Genomic DNA, 17168 nt, shown 5'->3' on the forward strand with positions numbered 1-17168 from the left:
AGATGCGGTTGTCACCACTTTTGCACTCTCGTGAGCAATAGTATCGCTGAGGAGACGCGCGCAGCCAAAACAGGCGACCCAGACCCCGTTGAGGTGGCTCTTCGCTGGTCCGACGTAGACCAGTACGGCCACATAAATAACTGCGCTATTATGCGTCTCCTTGAGGAGGCACGCCTAAGGTGGCTACACAGGTCCGGCTACTTCAAGGACATTGCGGCGGTTGTGGCAAGCCACCAGGTCACATACCTGCGGCCCCTCTACTACTCAGAGGAACCTGCACTGGTGACAGTCGCGCCGATCCTGGTGCGGCGGGGGAGCTTCGACCTTCGCCACGTCATCCGGGACGCAGGCGAGTCAGAGGTGGCCCGAGCCACGACAAGGCTTGTGCTCATCGACCTGGAGACGCAGCGTCCCCAGTCGCTCCCAGACGGGCTCAGCAGTTTTCTTGGGTCGAGGATCTAGGACTTGACCAAGAACGTCTGTAGCCGCCCACAAGCTATTCGTCAGCGTGTTATATTAGTTTAATGCGCGCCGCCGCAGAGCATATATTCACGCCGCACCCTTCCTGGATAGGATGAGCCGATGACAGCAGAGCAAGTCACGACGGAGACCAGATACCACTTCCCCCCGGCAGGCCAGGCAGTTCTTCTCCTGGCTGCGGCAATGACGACGATCGACTCCTTCATCGTCAACGTGTCCCTTCCCTCCATCCAGTCCTCTCTTAACGCGGACGCCTCACGGTCCCAGTTCGTGATCAGCGGATACACGCTTGTCTACGCGCTCTTACTGGTGTTTGGCGGGCGCTCAGGAGACCGCAGAGGCCGCCGCAGAATGCTGGAGATAGGAACCGTGGGATTCACGGCAGCCTCCCTGGTCTGCGGGCTGGCTCCGTCCATTGAGGTGCTCATCGCCGCCCGCGTGGTTCAGGGCGCCTTCGCGGCACTGATACTTCCACAGATCCTGTCCACCATCCAGACTGCCTTGGTCGAGCCAGCCAAGACAAGAGTCCTCAGCTACTACGCAGCGATAGGCGGGCTCGCAGCAGCCATCGGGCAGCTCCTCGGAGGAGTCCTGGTATGGGCCAACATAGGCGGGCTGAGCTGGAGACTCATCTTCCTCATTAACCTGCCCCTGGGAGTTCTCGTGTTCTTCGGCGCCCGCGCCTGGGCACCGGAGACGATGTCTGACAAGCCCGACGACAACGACCTGGGCGGTACCATCCTGTTCGGAGCCGCCGTCCTGGCCCTGCTTATCCCCCTGAGCCTGGGTACCCAGGTCTCCTGGGCCCCGTGGACCTGGGTGCTAGGGGCCGTCTCGTTGGTCCTCCTCGCCGCCCTATGGAGGTACGAGATGCGGATCGAGGGCAACGACCGCGCAGCGCTCATCCCGCCCTCGCTCCTGCGCGTGACCACTATGCGCCGGGGCCTCCTGGTGCTGGGAAGCGGGTTCATGATGTTCGGGGGCTACCTCTTCGTGTTCGCCCTCTCCATGCAGGACGGCAACAGCATGACCCCCCTAGAGTCAGGAATGTCCATGGCACCCATGGCGCTGGGGCAGTTCTGGGGAGCGATGCAGGCGCCAAAGTTGATCGGCCGCATCGGTGTACGCACGCTCCAGGTCGGAGGCCTGGCCCAGGGGCTCGGCGCCGCCGCCGTCATCCTGCCCGCCTACCTGTACTGGCCCCACATGCACTTCTATCATCTCCTTCTGGGAATGTTCCTCATCGGGCTCGGAAACGGCCTCTTTGTCCCTGTCATCTACCGGACCGTGCTGGCAGCCATCCCGCCGCAGCGCGTCGGTCTCGGGAGCGGGCTGATTACCACGGTCCAGCAGACGACCGTTGCCATGGGAGTAGCAGCCCTGGGGGCCGTGTTCTCCATCGCCACCACCATGCAAGCCGGATTTATCTGGGTTCTGGGAATCTTCGTCACCGTCGCCATCCTCTACATTATGTTTGGCGCACGCATTGACGCCAACCCGGGTAACAAGCAGGCTCGCTAGACCCCGAGCACTATTCACCCATGAGCGCGTCCTCTCCCCTTCCTGCACGCAGCCACCTGGTTGTGCCGACGTACCCCGACCGCTCTGTCAGCCCTCGCCATCAACCACACCAGCCCGCACCAGGAGGCCCCTAAGCCCTGCCGCAGAGACGCACAGCACTCCCTCCCCCTCCGGTCAGGCCCGCGCACCCACCAGCACCGGCCTCTCCCCACCCAGGCACCAGGCCTCGGTCTCTCCGTGGCCTCTCTGTAGGCCTCTCTGGCCTCTCTGTGGCCCCTCCGTCGGTACGCGCCGCCCGGGCGCAGCCGACAACCACCTCCCTCCCATAAGCAGCACCACGACCCTGGCTCGGAAAGCAGCCACCCCGTCCCCAGGAATCCCCTAACAGCGGCGGGAGCTGGGGCTGCTCGCACCGCAACGAGAATCCAGGGCACCAGACCACCAGACTCCGGGACAAGTTTTTAATAATAGTTAAAGGGCCAGCGGAATCGTCGGAGCCATCCGACTGTACTCCCAAGTACGGCCAACACAGTAGGCACCCACATATGTCGTATATATGCCATAAATCCGCAAATACACTATAAGGGAGAAAGAAAATTGAGCTCAGAGACACTTGTCATCGGTGGAGGACCCTCCGGACTCACAGCCGGGTGCTGCCTGGCCGAGCGCGGGCAGAGCGTCAGGATCATCCGAAAGCACCCCCTGCTGACCAGCCAGTCCCGCGCCACGGTCCTGTGGCCCAAGGCGCTGGAGGTCCTGGATCCGTTCGGTATCGTAGACAAGCTCCGGCCCCTGGGAGACGTCATCAACAGCCTCTCCTACTACTCCGACGGCCGTCAGATCGGCACACTCAGCACCCGGCTGCTGGAAGGCACGCGGTTCAACTATGCGCTGGGTATCTCCCAGCACAACGTCGAGACAGCCCTGACCGAGGTCTTCACGGCCCGAGGCGGAGTCATTGAGGACGCCGAAGTCACCGACCTCACGCAGGACGAGGGCTCAGTGCTCCTGACTATCCGCTCCTTTGACGGAACCGTGCGCCAGGAGCGAGCCGAGCACTGCGTGGTCGCTGACGGTGCCAGGAGCCTAGGCCGGGAGAAGCTCGGTCTGCGTATGGAGGACCTGCGTGACACCGTCGAGTTCCAGATCGCGGACGTCAGGGCTGAAGGGCTCCCCCGCGACGAGGCCTTCTACTGGTGGTCTCGGCACGGGGCCATGGCCGTGGCTCCCCACGACAAGACGACCTTCCGTCTGGCCTATCCTGCCGTCAAGGGGACTCCGGCACCGGACACGGTATCGACGCAGTACCTGGAGTCCCTGCTGGACCAGCGAGGTCCCTCCAACCCGGGCAGGCACGTCACGCAGCTGATCACAGCGGCAAACTTTGTCGCCCGGTTTGCTGTCGTGGACCAGTTTGCCAAGGGGCGCTGCTACTTGGCGGGAGACGCCGCCCACGTCATGACGCCTACCGGTGCCCAGAACATGAACGCCGGAATGCTGGACGCCGTGTGCGCCAGCAGGTTCATCATGGGCGACATCGAGCCCGTTGACTCAGGTACTCCCCTGGCACAGCTCTACGACAAGATGCGCCGCGCCAGCATCGACAAGGTGTTCGACACCGCGCTCGGGCACGCCAGGGACGGCGCAGCCATGACCCCCGAGAGCATTGCCGAGCGAGACGCCAGGTACGCGCTCCTGGAGAACACGGACGCGGCGCGGGCGCGGCTCACCCGTATGTCTCAGCTCGACATCGAGGCGTGAGACGGGCCCTGCCCGTCTCCAACGGCTGACCCTCAGCCAGTGGGCGCTTATCTCACCATGCCCACAAACCATGTAAAAGAAATGGAGTAACCAGAAATGACAAGTAGTACCAGCAGCGAGATCCGCGACGCCATCAGCGAAATCGTCGTCGAGGAGCTCGAGCTTGATATCGAGGTTGCCGAGCTGGACCCGCACGCGGACCTCATCGACGAGTACGGCGCCGACTCCCTGGGTCTGATCCAGGTCCTGGCGCAGATCAACAAGACCCTCGGCATCCGCGTGCCGCGGGAGGAGGCGGCCGACCTGCGCACGCTCGACCTGCTCGTGGCAAAGACGGTCCAGCTGCAGGCCGAGCAGGGCGCCGACAAATGAGTCGCAGCAGACGAGTCGTCGTCACCGGGCTCGGCCCGGTGAGCAGCATCGGTATCGGGGCGGAGGAGTTCCGCGCCCTGCTGTTCGCGGGAGAGAGCGGCATCTCCCCCGTGGAGTCCTTCGACAGCAGCGTCTTCCAGGCGACGCTGGCGGGCGAGGTGAAGAACTTCGACCCAGCGGACATCGTCGAGAACATCAACCCCCGTCGGTGGGGACGTACCGCACAGCTGGCCGCAGCGGCCGCCAGGCTGGCGGCACGCGACGCAGGGCTCGACCTCGACCAGGAGACAAGGCTGAGCACAGGCGTCGTCATCGGGACGACCAACGGCGAGTCACAGGCCCTGGACGAACTGACCGTCCAGTGGCACGAACGTGGTCCGGGATGCATGGCACCAACCGTCGTGCGCCAGATCCCGGCTGGCAACATTGCTGCCGCCGTGGCCACAGAGCTCCAGGTCGAGGGTGACGTCATGTGCCTGCCGACCGCCTGCTCGGCCGCCAACTACGCCATCGGCTCAGCCGCCGACAGTATTGCGACCGGCAGTGCGGACGTCATGCTGGCCGGGGGTGCCGACTCCGTCAACCGCACGACGCACGCCGGGTTCATGAGCCTGGGCGCTATCGCCAAGAAGCTGCCGCAGCCCTTTGACGCTGACCGCTCAGGCATCGTGACCGCTGAGGGCGGCGCGGTGCTGGTCCTGGAGGAGCTCAGCCACGCCCTGCGGCGGGGAGCACCGATCTATGCCGAGGTGCTGGGCTACGGTCTCAACTGCGACGCCCACCACATCGTGCACCCTGACGCCACGAGCATCTCGGAGTGCATCAGGCGCACCCTCGCACAGGCCGACATCACCCCGGACGACGTCGACTATATCTGCGCCCACGGCACAGGCACTCCGACCAACGACGTCACCGAGGTCTCGGCCACCCGCATGGTCTACGGAGACAACCACCCCCCGGTCAGCTCCATCAAGTCCATGCTCGGGCACACCATGGGTGCTGCCAGCGGGTTCGGTGCGATTGCCTGCTGCCAGGCCATCCAGATCCAGAAGCTGCCGCCCACGACCAACCTGAAGACGGTTGACCCTGAGCTCGGAGAGGGAATCGACTTTGTCGCTGGCAGCTCGCGCCCGGCACGGGTGCGGACCGCGCTCAACCACGGATTCGCCTTCGGCGGAAACAACGCGATAACCGTCTTCTCAGAGTTCCACGAGGACTCGACGGACAAGGAGGTGTGACGCATGGCAGCCCCTGAGATGCAGATCAGCGAGTGCGCGGTCCTGACGGCGGCCGGAAACAGCATGGACACGCTCACCGAGGCCATCGGTCGGCCGCTGGGCAGCCGTGCGCCGCTAGAGCTCGGCGCGATCCCCGACCCGGAGGTGTATGAGGAGGTCCCAGGACGCGTGGCCGCAGTCCCGGACTTCCGCATTGAGGACTACGTCCCCCGGCGCGGCACGAGGAGCCTTGACCGCATGACACGGCTAGGCATCGCAGCCAGTGTCCTGCTGAGGCGCCAGATGGAGGAGCGGCGTGACATCACTGCCGACTCCTGGCACGAGACGGGAATCTCCCTGGGGACGAGTGCAGGCAGCCTGAGGAGCAACGTCGACCTCACCCTCGACGTGATCCGCGGGCACGGGGCGGACCTGATCAACCCCAAGGTCTTCCCGAACAGCACCATGAACTGCTGCGCGAGCCAGGTCGCGATCTGGAACGACTTCCACGGACCCAACGCCACGGTGGCTAACGGCACCATCAGCGCCCTGTCCGCCCTGCGGTACGCCTCGCGACTCATGTCCCTGGGGCACTGCTCCCGGATGCTGGTCGGCAGCGTCGAGGAGCTCTCACCCCAGCGAGCCTGGGGAACACGCCTGAGCGGCAGGATCGACAGCGAGGTGGTTATCGGAGAGTCGGCCACCCTGTTCAGCCTGGAGCCTGCGGGGGCGTCACCGAGCCCGGTGGCGACAGTCACCGGTTGCGAGGTGGCCTTCTGCCCCATCTCCGCCGACGGGGCCCGGTCTGAGGCCCTTCGGCGGGTGGTGGACCGAGTGTGCAGTCAGCCCGAGGACGTGGACCTGGTAGTCCCCGGAGCCACCGGCACGGTCTGGCAGTTCAGCGAGGAGCGCTCGCTGGAGCACGTCACCGGCCGTCGCCTTGACGTGCGACGCTCCGTGGGCGACTGCGGCGCCGGGACCTCTGGCGTCCAGGTAGCCGCCGCCCTGGGGTGCGCCGGGCCGGGTGACCGCGTCCTGCTCACCAGCATGGACGAGTCGGGGGTGGTGGCCGCCGCCATGCTCCAGATGTGCCCCTCATGAGCCGGGGTCCCAGCCAGACACCGCTATCGACACCGCTACTGACACTGTTACCGACACTGCCGCACGCACAAGGAGGGATATAGCGTATGGCACCACAGGCAGCAACGGTCGCCCCCCAGAACCTGGTCCACCGTCAGCACGAGCAGGAGGTGCTCGTCTCAGCTCCCACCAGGCTGGAGGACGGGCTGTACGAGAGCGCACCGGGTCCGGGGGAGCCGTCTCCCTACTACCAGGACCACCCGCACTCGTACTGGGCGGACGTCCTGTTCCTGGCCGAGCTCGGCAGGCAGGCGGGAATGAGCGCCGGCCACGCCTACGCAGGGCTCTCGCTGGGAACCGCGTTCTTCTTCAACTCGGTCATGGTGGAGATCCTCGACCTGCCCAGGCTCAACGACCTGAGGGACAGGCCCCGGGTCCGCACCCGTCAGGAGGTCCTAGCCACCCGTAAGGACGGCACACCCCGGCAGCTGGTCTTCTCCCAGGAGATCATCGACCCTGCCAACGTGCCCCTGGCCCGGACCAAAATGGAGGTCCAGGGCCTCCAGGCCGCCAAGTACGAGGAGATACGCAGGTACCAGCGGGGCGGGTCGCAGCCGCCCCAGACGTCCACCGTCGAGGTCCAGGCCGCTCCCGGTGCGCACGTTCTGCCGAGCCCGCTGCTGGGACGGGAGGACCGCAGCAACGTCGTCGTCTCCGACCTGGAGTGCGGCCCGGGACGCTCGCACGCAAGGCTGTCGCCGGACTTCGCCAACACCAGCCTCTTCGACCACGACTACGATCACTACCCCGCCATGGTCCTCATCGAGGCCGGTCGGCAGGTGACGGTAGGTTCCGCGTCGGGAGGAAGCGGGTTTCCTGTCGTCACCCGGGTGAGTGCGACGTTCCCGGGGTTCGCCGAGCTCGACGCGGTCACGACCGTCTCAGCACAGGAGTGCGCCAGCCGCTTCGAGGTGTCCGTGGAGCAGAACGGCTCTGCCGTCTCCTCCATGCAGATGGCTGTGGAGTGGTTACGATGACTCTCGCCATATGGACAGACTTCCGGGGCGTACTCACCGTCCCCCTGTCTGAGGGGCTCGCGCGCTACTGCCAGGACAAGCCCTTCACATCCCGGCAGCTGGGCACCTGCCTAGCGGCTCTGGCCAACAGGCACGGCTGCCCGGACGGGATGGCTGTCCTGGACTCAGGCGTGCTGACCGAGCGCGAGTGGCTCGACGAGATCTCCGGCCTGCTGTCCCAGCAGTTCGGTATTACCGGCAGCTTCTCCGGGATGGCTGAGGAGTGGTGGTCTGACAGGAGGCTCAACCACCAGTGGCTTCAGTTCCTTCAGGAACGCAGGCAGGCCGGGGACTTCGTCGCAGTCATGTCCAACCTCCCGCCCGAGTGGCGGGGCCGCTTCGAGGAGTTCCTGCCCTGGCACGACCTCTTTGACGCGGTGATCGTGTCCTGCGAGGTGGGCGCCAGGAAGCCCGAGTCCGACATCTTCAGGGAGGCGGAGCGTGTCAGCCGGGTCCCGGGACGCAGCAGCGTGCTCGTCGACGACATCACCGCCAATGTCCAGGGAGCCAGGGACGCTGGCTGGAACGCCGTCGTCGGCGGAGGCGACGCCACCGACGCCAGCATCGCGTATATAGAAGAACTCGTCAGCCTGCGCAGCGGGCTGCAGGAAGGACAGCACTCATGACGGAGGAGTCAGCAGGGCCCGCACGGTCCGCGTTCGTCACTGGCGCCAGTCGAGGGCTTGGCGCCGCCATCGCCAAGGACCTGGCCGCTCAGGGGTACCGCGTGGTCGGCACCGCACGAAACCCCGCCGAGGACGTCGTTGACGGCGTCTCGTTCGTGGCCTGCGACGTCACGGACCCCGAGTCCATCCGCAGCGCAGTCGCCCGGGCCCGCGACCTCGTGGGCACGATAGACATCGTGGTGACCAGTGCGGGAATCATGCACGACGGTCCGCTCGTCTCCCTCCCCCAGGAGGCCGTGGACGACGTCATCACCACCAACCTGCTCGGCTCAGTCAACGTAGCCCGAGAGACTCTGGGCGACATGATGATGAACCAGTGGGGGCGCCTAGTGTTCGTGGGCTCCGTGGTCGCCATGTGGGGGTCCCCGGGACAGGTCAACTACGGCGCCTCGAAGGGCGGGCTGGTAGGGGCCGCGAGGTCGCTGGCCTGGGAGCTGGGGAGGTTCGGCGTCACTGTCAACGTCGTCCTGCCAGGCCTGATCGACACGGGCATGGCGGCCAACGTCTCCGCCAAGCGCCACAAGGAGCTGATGGCGGGTACGCCGATGCGTCGTCCTGGCAGGCCGGAGGAGGTGACCTCCCTGGTGTCCTACCTGGTCTCGGAGGGAGCCGGCTACATCACCGGAGCGTCGATTCCCGTCAGCGGCGGCGCCGGAATGGGGCTGTGAGCATGGCCGCCCCTGAGACGCTGGCCCCTGGGACGCCCGCGTCCCAGACACCGCCAGTACGCCCAGACGCCCGGCGCCTCCCTCTTATCGCTCTGGACCGCTGCGAGGTGGATGGGGAGTCGATACGGTCGACAAAGACGGTCCGCGCCGACGACCCCTACCTTGCAGGGCACTTCCCCTCCCTGACCGTCTACCCCGGCGTCTTCCTGCTGGAGGGCGTCCAGCAGACACTGGAGACCGCCCTGGACGGCGTCCTGGGAGGGGTCGAGCTCGTCGAGGTCCGGTCCATACGCATCTCCCGACCCGCCTTCGCGGGGCAGACAGTCGACTTTGACACTGCTGTCACCCACGACGGCGACCTGGTGCGCACCAGGACCTCCTGCACGGTCGAGGGGCGGCGCACGGCCAGCATCAAAGCCTCCTGGAGGCGACGGTGAGTCAGACAGTTCCCGACCCCGGACATCTCCTCCCCTACGGCTACCCCGCGCTGCACGTCGACAGGGTGACCGGCTACGAGGCGGGCAGGCTGACAGCGGTCAAGGCGGTCTCCTCCCACGAGCTGGACGCGATGGCAGGTGGCTCCTCACGTCCGGCGCACCTGCCTGCAAGCCTCCTGATCGAGTCGTTTCTGCAAGCCTGCGGGATCCTGCTCAAGCACGAGGCCCAGGGGGACCAGGAGACCCTGGTGGTGTTCGCTGCGGCACGCGAGATGACGGTGCAGGACCTCCCCTGTGCGGGCGAGCTTGTCGTCCACACGGTTGAGTGCCTGGACCGCGACGGCGACGTGGCCGAGTTCACCGGATCGTCAGCCACCTCGGACGGGCGCCCGCTCATGAGCGTCACACGGGTGACGGCGCTGCAGAAGCCGGCGGAAAGCCTGGGTCAGTAAGCACATCGGTATACTATGAGACGAACTGGAGATATTCAGTGAAATACGACTACATAGTAGCAGCGCCGGGGCAGGGCTCGCAGAAGCCGGGGGTCCTCGACGGGTGGATGGACCGCTCTCGCACGGCACGGCGGCAGGTAGAGGAGTGGTCGTCGCGCTGCGGCGTCAACCTCATCGACGCCAGCCGGGACGACGAGAAGCTCAAGGACACCGCGTTCGCCCAGCCTGTGATCGTCGCGGCCTCCCTGCTGTCCGTGCGTCAGACGGTCCGGTACCTGGGGACGTCGTCCGAGGTCATCCTCTTTGCGGGCCACTCGGTAGGAGAGCTAGCAGCCGCTGCGGCGGCGGGGTACATCACCGACGCCGACGCCGTGTTCCTGGCCTGCGTGCGAGGAGCAGCCATGTCAGCGGCGTGCACCGAGCCCCGTACCGGGATGGCGGCAGTTATGCCGGCCCGCCGCGACCCCGCCTCTGACGAGGAGATCCAGCAGACCATCCACGATGCCGGACTGGAGATCGCCAACTGGAACGGGTGCCACCAGTACGTCGCCGCGGGCCGCTACGAGCGGATCAAGGCCCTGGCGGAGCAGGAGCACAACGGAGTCCGGGTGGTCACTCTCCCGGTGGCCGGAGCGTTCCACACCTCCACCATGGAGCCGGTCGTGACCGTGTTCGAGAAGGCCCTGAGCGACACGGAGTTCCGTGACGCTGGCACGGCGCTGGTCGGCAACGGGGACGGCGAGGTCGTCACCAAGGCAGCCGACGTACGCTCGCGCCTGCTGACGCAGGTGACGTCACCGGTACGCTGGGACCTGTGCATGCGCACGCTGAACAAGCAGGCGAAGGACGCCACCTTCATCGAGCTGGCGCCCCGTGGCCCCCTGACCCGGCTCTATCGCGGGACCTACCCTGACACCACCTGCGTGCCCGTCAGTCGGCCGGAGGACCTGGCCGTCTTCAACATGCTGGGCTGAGGGCGCAGTCGGCACAGCACTGCGGGGACAAGGTACTCCGTTGCACAGGCCTTCTGCCCGCCTGCCGGAGAGGGGCCGACCAGCGCAGCTGGTCGGCCCCTCTCCGGTTTTCCGTCGTCTGCCCTCAGGACGTCCCGACGGCAGGTCCGGGACGCGAGGGAGCCCCGACGACCCGTACGGGGTCTCACCCGGCCTGGAAACGTGCGGCCTCCAAGGCTTCCAGGGCCTCCACGATGTCGTCTGCGACCGCCTGGTGGCCCTCAGCGGTGGGGTGGAACTGGCCCTGGGAGGAGACCCCGTAGAACCACGGCTGCGAAGAGCACAGCTCGTGCCCGGCAAAGGTCTGCGACGGGTCCACAAAGACCATGCCGTGGCGCTGTGCGGCCTGCCTGATGACGTCGTTGAGCTCGTCAGTCCGCTCCACTATCCAGCGCTGGTCCGGTGCGAGGACGCCCTCGCACCGTCCCGCACTGCCCTCGGCGCCCTGGGCAGGGAACATGTGCGGGTAGCCGACGACGACAACCTGTGCCCGGGGTGCCCGGGCTGCGACGTCACTCAGCAGCGTGTCATAGCTGTAGGTGCCCTCGCGCGCGCCCGTGCCCCGCAGGGCGTCAATGGCGGAGCCGACCCTGGAGACAAGCTGCTCATCGGTGTTGCACGGGCCACGATCGCCTTGCTGTGCCCGGCTGAGACACTCGCCCAGCACCTCGGCAAACCCCGCGTCGTTACCGCCGACGGAGAAGGTCACCAGGTCCGTGTCCACACTCAGAGCGTCAAGCTGGGCCGACTCCTCCCACGCGGCGTTGTCCTGATAGAAGTCCGCAGTCCGGGCGCCGCTGCAGGCACGGAAGACCAGCTCGGTCCCAGTGCGCTGGGAGACCAGGTGAGCGTAGGCCGAGGTGGAGCGCTGACACCTGTTGCCGTCCTCGACGTCGGTGCCCGGAGCGTAAGGAGCCACCCCGAAACCGGAGGCGTAGGAGTCGCCGAGGGCCACGTAGGCTCCCTGCGGAAGGAGGAGGTCGCCGTTATCGGTATCAGGCTGTACCGGCTGCCCGGACACGGGCGCGGCCGGAAGAAGCATCATGGACAGAATGGACAGAACGGCCAGGAGTGTCAGCAGTCCCGGCAGCGGGCGAGGCAGCACCGTAGGCATGACCGTACAGGCGGGTGCGCGGGACATACGGGGCGACGTACCGCATGATGTGCGGATCGTTGCGGGGGTCGTGGGGGTTACGGGGGTCGTCGTGGGGGTCATGGCGCTCCTGTCGGCTCGCGTGTCAGAGAGGAGGTCGGCGGGGAGGAGGTCGGCGGGGCTGTCAGGCAGGTGGGCGGGGCTGTCAGGCAGGTGACTGAGGCGGAGAGAAGCCGGAGCGGCAGCACAGAGCACCGTAGAGCACTGCAGAGCACTGCACGCGTGGAGCACGCGCCCGGGTCGCCTGAGACCGCCCTGTCACCTACCTTAACCTCACGGTTGAGACTCGTCTCCCAGAAGTGAGCGAGGTGTGTGCCCCGCCGGTGCCGCCAGACCCGCCAGACCCGCCGGTGCCGCCAGACCCGCCGGTGCCGCCAGGGCCAAGAGTGTTGTCGATGTCAGGGTGTCACGTGGGGTGGAGCGGTGCGAGCCTGCACGACCCGCTTCAGGAGCAGGTGGATATCGTCCCGCCAGGATGGAGCCGCGTGAGCCAGGCTCACGAAGCCCTGGTCAAGGCACGCTGGTAGGAGTTCCACCCACACGGACGCGCTCCATCTCAGCCTGATTCACGCAAGCCCACTTTGCACCCTTCCCGCTGGGACAGCATCGCTGATACGACTACTCCTACCCCATCCGGGCTATGTAAGAAACGACATAACAGGCCGCCACGCCCCGCCGAGCAGAGGAGCTCTTGCCCGGGGCTCTGGCCCCAGCCACGCCCAGTCCTAGCGTGCTGTCACAACCCCCTGGCTAGCGCTCCCGCCGCTGACGTAGCCACCAGGAGCCACCCATCACCACGAACCACAGAGGCGAGACGAATACAGCCAGCCGGGTGTCGTCAGCCAGGGTCAGCGTCCACACCACGAAGGCGAAGAAGCCCAGGGTCCCCCAGGCCGCCACCCTGCCACCGGGAAGCCGGAAGGCGCTGGAGCGGTGGCGCTCGGCACGCAGCACCCTAAAACGCAGGTAGGACACCACGATGATCCCCCAGATGAAGATGAACAGGACGCTGGCTACCGCACTGACCATGGTAAAGGCCTCCATGACGGAGCCCGACATGTAGAGCAGGGGAATGGAGGCCAGCAGTGCCGAGCAGGTAACCACCAGGGCCGCCCCGGGCACGGACCGCCCTGTCAGGCGCTGGAAGACCCGGGGCGCCTGGCCTGCCCAGGACAGGCCATACAGCATCCGGGAGGTGGAGTAGACACCCGAGTTCGCGCTGGAGGAGGCAGCGGTCAGCACCACAAAGTTGACCACCCCGGCAGCCGCGGCCAGGCCCGCCAGGGAGAACATAGACACGAACGGGCTGGAGTCGGCGTCGATCTGGCGCCATGGAGTCACCGCCATGATGACCGCGAGCGCGCCCAGGTAGAAGAGGACGATACGCACCGGGATGGCGTTGATCGCCCGGGGCAGGGTAGTCGTAGGGTCCTTAGCCTCCGCCGCCGTCGTGCCCACCAGCTCGGTGCCGATAAAGGCGAAGACCGCGATCTGGAAAGCCATGGCGAAGCCGTTGAAGCCGTTGGGCATGAATCCCTCGCTCACGATGTTGCCCAGGGAGGCCTGAGCCCCGCTGGGCGAGGTAAAGCCGGTGGCCACCATGATCAGGCCGACTACCACCAGCGCCATGATGGCCACGATCTTGATGGTAGAAAACCAGAACTCGATCTCGCCGAAGGCCCGCACCGTGGCCAGGTTAAGCCCCAGGAGCAGGGAGACGGTGGCCACCGGGGCCACCCACAGCGGCAGGTCCGGCCACCAGAAGGCGATGTAGCCTGCGATCACCACGACCTCGGCCACCGCCGTCACCAACCAGCTGAAGTAGTAGGTCCAACCGGTCAGGTAGCCCGCCCACGGGCCGATCAGGTCGTGGGCGACGTCAGCGAAGGACTTGTAGCTCAGGTCGCTGAGCAGCACCTCCCCCAGCGCCCGCATGACCAGGAACATGACGGCCCCGATAAGGACGTAGACGATGAGGACCCCGGGTCCGGCCAGGGAGATCGTCTTGCCTGAGCCCATGAACAGGCCAGTCCCGATCGCCCCGCCGATGGCGATGAGCTGGACGTGACGGTTGGACAGCCGCCGCTGCAGCCGAGGCTCCTCGACGGGGTCCTGGGTCCCCGCCCCGGTCCCCTCAATGGTGGTAGACATCGTGGCTCCTCACGCTTGCTCGATGGTGCTGGACGCGGGTACACGGCTGACTGCGCCGCACAGCAGATCCCTGCCCCTGGCCCCCCGCGGGACAGGCGCTGGCCGAAGAGGACTCAGGCAATGTAGTACAGGTAGGCTTCACAGCCGTGAAACCTACGGACCAGGCACCTGGTGAGGAGTTGCTGCCTGCGCATGAACGACGGCGCGCCACAACCCTGCGCAGCGTTGCGGCCGCGGCCGGGACCGCAGTCCGGTCCACTGCCCGCAGAGCCGTGAGGGCCCTCGCGCCCGCGCTGCCCACCGTCCTGCCCGCCAGCATCGTTGTCCTCGTCGGGTCGTGGGCGATGATCTCCTTCTCGGTGGTCCAGTGGCGCACCATGCAGGTCCCCAGCTGGGACCTGGCGATCTTCTCCGAGCTCGCCAAGGCCTACTCCCGCCTTGAGGCCCCCATCGTCCCCATCAAGGCGGACGGGTACAACCTGCTGGGCGACCACTTTCACCCCATCCTGGTCCTGCTGGGACCGGTGTGGCGTGTGTTCCCCTCCCCGCTGGCCCTGCTGGTGGTCCAGGACCTGCTCCTGGCCGTCTCCGCGTGGCCGCTGACCCGCCTGGCCGCTCGCCTGACCAATGCCTGGGTGGGCGGCGTCCTGGGACTGGTCTACGTGACCTCGTGGGGCCTCCAGGGGGCGGTCGCCGCCCAGTTCCACGAGGTGGCCCTGGCTGTTCCCATGCTGGCCTGGGCGTCAGCAGCCTTCGTAGAACGCAGGTGGGCTGCTGTGGCAGCATGGTCGGTACCGCTGGTTCTGGTCAAGGAGGACCTGGGGCTGACTGTCCTGGTGATCGGCCTGGTGACAGCGTGGACAGGCTGGCGCGAGCCGAGCCCTGTCCGCCTGGTTGGCAGCCTGCGGGTCCGTGTAGGCTCCCTGGGGCTGGGGCTGGCGCTCTTCGGCCTCCTGGCCTTCGTCGTCACCACCCTGGTCCTGCTGCCGATGCTCAACCCGGAAGGGACCTGGGCCTACGGCCTGGGCTCGCCCGACGGGACCGACCCCACCTCCCAGGGCTCGCTCCTGGCCCGACTGGTGACCCCGACAGTCAAGCTGGAGACACTGGCGGTCCTGGTGGCGACCGGTGGCGTCATTGCCTTGCGCTCCCCGTGGGTACTGGTGGCCGCCCCCACCCTGGCGTGGCGGTTCCTGGGCTCGGTGGAGTTCTACTGGGAGTGGCGCAGCTGGCACTACAACGCCGTCCTCATCCCGATCGCCCTGGGTGCCCTGCTCGACGTCCTCGCACGCCTGAGGACCAGGAGGGCGGAGGTCCCACAGCCCCAGGTACTCACCGCTCCGGCGTCCTCGCAGGCGCCAGCACCTGCCGGGAAGCCGCAGCGGCCCGCGAGTCCCGACCCGGTCGGCACACCCCGCCGGCCCACGGGCCACGGCTGGCGCACAGCACCCAGATGGGTACGGGCGGTAGCAGCCGTGGGACTCCTCGTCCCCGTCATGACCGCAGCCCTCACCGCACCGCACCTGCCCCTGTGGGCCATGACCCAGGACGGTTTCGCAGAGCCGTCCGAGCGCACCCGTACCGCGCAGCAGGTCATCAACTCGGTCCCCGAGGGCGCGAGCGTGGAGACCGACCTGTCCCTCCTGGCCTACCTGGTCCCTAAGGCGGAGGTGTCCTGGGTGGGAACCAGTGAGTCGGACAAGGACTACGTCGTCGTTGACCAGTGGTCCTCAGCCTGGGGAGGTAACCCTCCCGCCGACGCGGCCCGGTGGGCTGAGGAGACCTCCACAGAGGGCTCCTCCTACGAGCTGGTCCTAGACACCAATGGCTTCCAGGTAGCCAGGCGCCTCCCCTGAGCAGCTAACCACCTAGCCACACCCCCGGCACGTAGCAGCCGTGCCTCCAGACTCGCAGCCTCATGGTGCCCGCGCCCCCAGGCAGACGGCAGCACCTGGGCAGGGCTAAGATCCTCCCGTCTGGTCAACGGGTGACCGGCCTCCGGTCACCCTGCAGCACGCAGGGAGCGAGGGAAAGGGCAGGAAGCATGGCGCTGGGTATCGGTGTGGACGTCGGCGGGACCAAGATCGCGGCAGGTGTCGTGGACGAGGACGGCACCGTCCTGACGACGGTACGCGAGGACTCCCCGGCCACGGATCGTCAGGCGATCATTGACACGATCACCAGGGCTGTCCGTGGCCTCAGGCAGGACTTCCCGGAGGTCGCCACCGTCGGTGTCGGGGCAGCGGGCTTCGTGGCTGCCGACCGCAACACGATGGCTCACGGCACCAACCTGGACTGGACCGGCATGCGGATCGCTGACGCCGTCTCCCAGGGCACGGGCCTGCCCGCCGTGGTAGAGAACGACGCCAACGCCTTCGGCTGGGCAGAGTTCAGGTTCGGGGCCGCTCGGGGCCGCGACAGCGCTCTGGTGGTCGCCATCGGTACTGGCGTGGGCGGCGCCGTCATCGTCGACGGCCGCCTGGTGCGCGGGGCGGCGGGCTTCGCCGCAGAGATCGGCCACATCAACGTGGTCCCGGACGGCCGCCCCTGCGGCTGCGGCCTGTACGGCTGCCTGGAGCGCTACGCCTCAGGCACTGCCCTGGGTGTCAACGGCTGGGAGCTGGCCAGGGTCCGGCCTGCCTATGCCGCCCGTATCATCGAGCTCTCCGGCGGGGACGCCGACCGCATCTCCGGCAAGGCGGTCACAGCGGCCGCCCGTGAGGGGGACCCGGCCGCCCTGGAGTGCTACGCCCGGCTCGCCCACTGGCTAGGAGTGGGGCTTGCCGACCTGTGTGCGGTGCTGGACCCGGAGGTCATCGTCATCTCCGGGGGCTTGTCCGAGGCCGGGGACATCCTGCTGGACCCGGCCCGCAGGGCCTTCACGGACAACCTCACCGCAGGGCACCACCGCCCCGAGATCCCTGTGGTCCTGGGCCAGGGCGGCCAAGAGGCCGGGCTCGTGGGGGCCGCAGACCTGGCCCGCCAGCCCTGAGGGCATCAAACCGAAGGTCGTGGGTTGCCCCAAGGGGCGTGGGCTGTCACACGGCCTCTCCCCTTGTTAGGCAAGCCTTCACTGGGATACTCTCCGGTACCGAACCCGG

General features: G+C 67.1%; 16 protein-coding genes. 14 read left to right on the forward strand and 2 right to left on the reverse strand.

The features are described from left to right. Positions 1–30 precede the first annotated feature (30 nt). The 12 genes from D4740_RS02190 to D4740_RS02245 all read left to right on the forward strand — a co-directional run bounded on the left by D4740_RS02190 (position 31) and on the right by D4740_RS02245 (position 10724). Positions 31–462 (forward strand): thioesterase family protein, encoded by a 432-nt coding sequence (locus D4740_RS02190; protein ID WP_119835321.1) that lies wholly within the window; start codon positions 31–33, stop codon positions 460–462. A gap of 120 nt (positions 463–582) precedes the next feature. Beyond that, positions 583–2001, forward strand: a complete 1419-nt coding sequence (locus D4740_RS02195) for an MFS transporter (protein ID WP_119835322.1) — start codon at positions 583–585, stop codon at positions 1999–2001. Between the two features lie 597 nt (positions 2002–2598). Next, positions 2599–3762, forward strand: coding sequence for an NAD(P)/FAD-dependent oxidoreductase (locus tag D4740_RS02200; protein ID WP_182911320.1), 1164 nt, complete (start codon positions 2599–2601; stop codon positions 3760–3762). 96 nt (positions 3763–3858) lie between these two features. Beyond that, complete coding sequence (locus D4740_RS02205; RefSeq protein WP_119835324.1) at positions 3859–4134, forward strand: acyl carrier protein; 276 nt, start codon at positions 3859–3861, stop codon at positions 4132–4134. After that, positions 4131–5372 carry a beta-ketoacyl synthase gene (locus D4740_RS02210; RefSeq protein WP_119835325.1) on the forward strand — a complete coding sequence of 414 codons (1242 nt, stop codon included), beginning with the start codon at positions 4131–4133 and terminating at the stop codon, positions 5370–5372. Before D4740_RS02205 ends, D4740_RS02210 begins: the two co-directional genes overlap by 4 nt. Before the next feature lie 3 nt (positions 5373–5375). Next, positions 5376–6452, forward strand: coding sequence for a beta-ketoacyl synthase N-terminal-like domain-containing protein (locus D4740_RS02215; protein ID WP_119835326.1), 1077 nt, complete (start codon positions 5376–5378; stop codon positions 6450–6452). A gap of 86 nt (positions 6453–6538) precedes the next feature. Continuing rightward, positions 6539–7468, forward strand: coding sequence for an AfsA-related hotdog domain-containing protein (locus tag D4740_RS02220; RefSeq protein WP_119835327.1), 930 nt, complete (start codon positions 6539–6541; stop codon positions 7466–7468). Beyond that, positions 7465–8133, forward strand: coding sequence for an HAD-IA family hydrolase (locus D4740_RS02225; RefSeq protein WP_119835328.1), 669 nt, complete (start codon positions 7465–7467; stop codon positions 8131–8133). Before D4740_RS02220 ends, D4740_RS02225 begins: the two co-directional genes overlap by 4 nt. Then, on the forward strand, positions 8130–8861 hold the full coding sequence (locus D4740_RS02230) for an SDR family oxidoreductase (protein WP_119835329.1): 732 nt from the start codon (positions 8130–8132) through the stop codon (positions 8859–8861). Before D4740_RS02225 ends, D4740_RS02230 begins: the two co-directional genes overlap by 4 nt. Before the next feature lie 2 nt (positions 8862–8863). Next, a complete protein-coding gene (locus D4740_RS02235; RefSeq protein WP_147392821.1) occupies positions 8864–9298 on the forward strand; it encodes a hypothetical protein in 435 nt (144 codons plus the stop codon). Then, the gene (locus D4740_RS02240; protein ID WP_119835331.1) at positions 9295–9750 is read left to right on the forward strand and encodes a hypothetical protein; all 456 of its coding nucleotides are present in this window, start codon (positions 9295–9297) and stop codon (positions 9748–9750) included. The genes D4740_RS02235 and D4740_RS02240 overlap by 4 nt, the downstream gene beginning before the upstream one ends. Before the next feature lie 38 nt (positions 9751–9788). Beyond that, entirely contained in the window at positions 9789–10724 is a 936-nt protein-coding gene (locus D4740_RS02245; RefSeq protein WP_119835332.1) for an ACP S-malonyltransferase, read from the forward strand. Positions 10725–10908: 184 nt separating this feature from the next. On the opposite strand, the gene D4740_RS02250 is transcribed toward D4740_RS02245, so the two are convergent. Further along, on the reverse strand, positions 10909–11979 hold the full coding sequence (locus D4740_RS02250; protein ID WP_119835333.1) for an SGNH/GDSL hydrolase family protein: 1071 nt from the start codon (positions 11977–11979) through the stop codon (positions 10909–10911). 687 nt (positions 11980–12666) lie between these two features. After that, positions 12667–14067, reverse strand: coding sequence for an amino acid permease (locus tag D4740_RS02255; protein ID WP_119835334.1), 1401 nt, complete (start codon positions 14065–14067; stop codon positions 12667–12669). A gap of 344 nt (positions 14068–14411) precedes the next feature. Between D4740_RS02255 and D4740_RS02260 the strand changes: the two genes are divergently transcribed. Continuing rightward, the gene (locus D4740_RS02260; RefSeq protein WP_119835584.1) at positions 14412–15923 is read left to right on the forward strand and encodes a DUF2079 domain-containing protein; all 1512 of its coding nucleotides are present in this window, start codon (positions 14412–14414) and stop codon (positions 15921–15923) included. 188 nt (positions 15924–16111) lie between these two features. Then, positions 16112–17059: an ROK family glucokinase gene (locus tag D4740_RS02265; RefSeq protein ID WP_119835335.1), complete on the forward strand. Its 948-nt coding sequence runs from the start codon at positions 16112–16114 to the stop codon at positions 17057–17059. Positions 17060–17168: the final 109 nt, after the last annotated feature.

The sequence above is a fragment of the Actinomyces sp. 2119 genome (assembly GCF_003591215.1).
GTDB classification, from domain to species: domain Bacteria; phylum Actinomycetota; class Actinomycetes; order Actinomycetales; family Actinomycetaceae; genus Actinomyces; species Actinomyces lilanjuaniae.

Coding starts and splice junctions, on each gene's coding strand:
- D4740_RS02195 (WP_119835322.1), top strand. CDS start 583: ATGACAGCAGAGCAAGTCACGACGGAGACCAGATACCACTTCCCCCCG.
- D4740_RS02265 (WP_119835335.1), top strand. CDS start 16,112: ATGGCGCTGGGTATCGGTGTGGACGTCGGCGGGACCAAGATCGCGGCA.
- D4740_RS02250 (WP_119835333.1), bottom strand. CDS start 11,979: ATGACCCCCACGACGACCCCCGTAACCCCCACGACCCCCGCAACGATC.
- D4740_RS02215 (WP_119835326.1), top strand. CDS start 5,376: ATGGCAGCCCCTGAGATGCAGATCAGCGAGTGCGCGGTCCTGACGGCG.
- D4740_RS02225 (WP_119835328.1), top strand. CDS start 7,465: ATGACTCTCGCCATATGGACAGACTTCCGGGGCGTACTCACCGTCCCC.
- D4740_RS02230 (WP_119835329.1), top strand. CDS start 8,130: ATGACGGAGGAGTCAGCAGGGCCCGCACGGTCCGCGTTCGTCACTGGC.
- D4740_RS02220 (WP_119835327.1), top strand. CDS start 6,539: ATGGCACCACAGGCAGCAACGGTCGCCCCCCAGAACCTGGTCCACCGT.
- D4740_RS02235 (WP_147392821.1), top strand. CDS start 8,864: ATGGCCGCCCCTGAGACGCTGGCCCCTGGGACGCCCGCGTCCCAGACA.
- D4740_RS02210 (WP_119835325.1), top strand. CDS start 4,131: ATGAGTCGCAGCAGACGAGTCGTCGTCACCGGGCTCGGCCCGGTGAGC.
- D4740_RS02260 (WP_119835584.1), top strand. CDS start 14,412: ATGATCTCCTTCTCGGTGGTCCAGTGGCGCACCATGCAGGTCCCCAGC.
- D4740_RS02255 (WP_119835334.1), bottom strand. CDS start 14,067: ATGTCTACCACCATTGAGGGGACCGGGGCGGGGACCCAGGACCCCGTC.
- D4740_RS02205 (WP_119835324.1), top strand. CDS start 3,859: ATGACAAGTAGTACCAGCAGCGAGATCCGCGACGCCATCAGCGAAATC.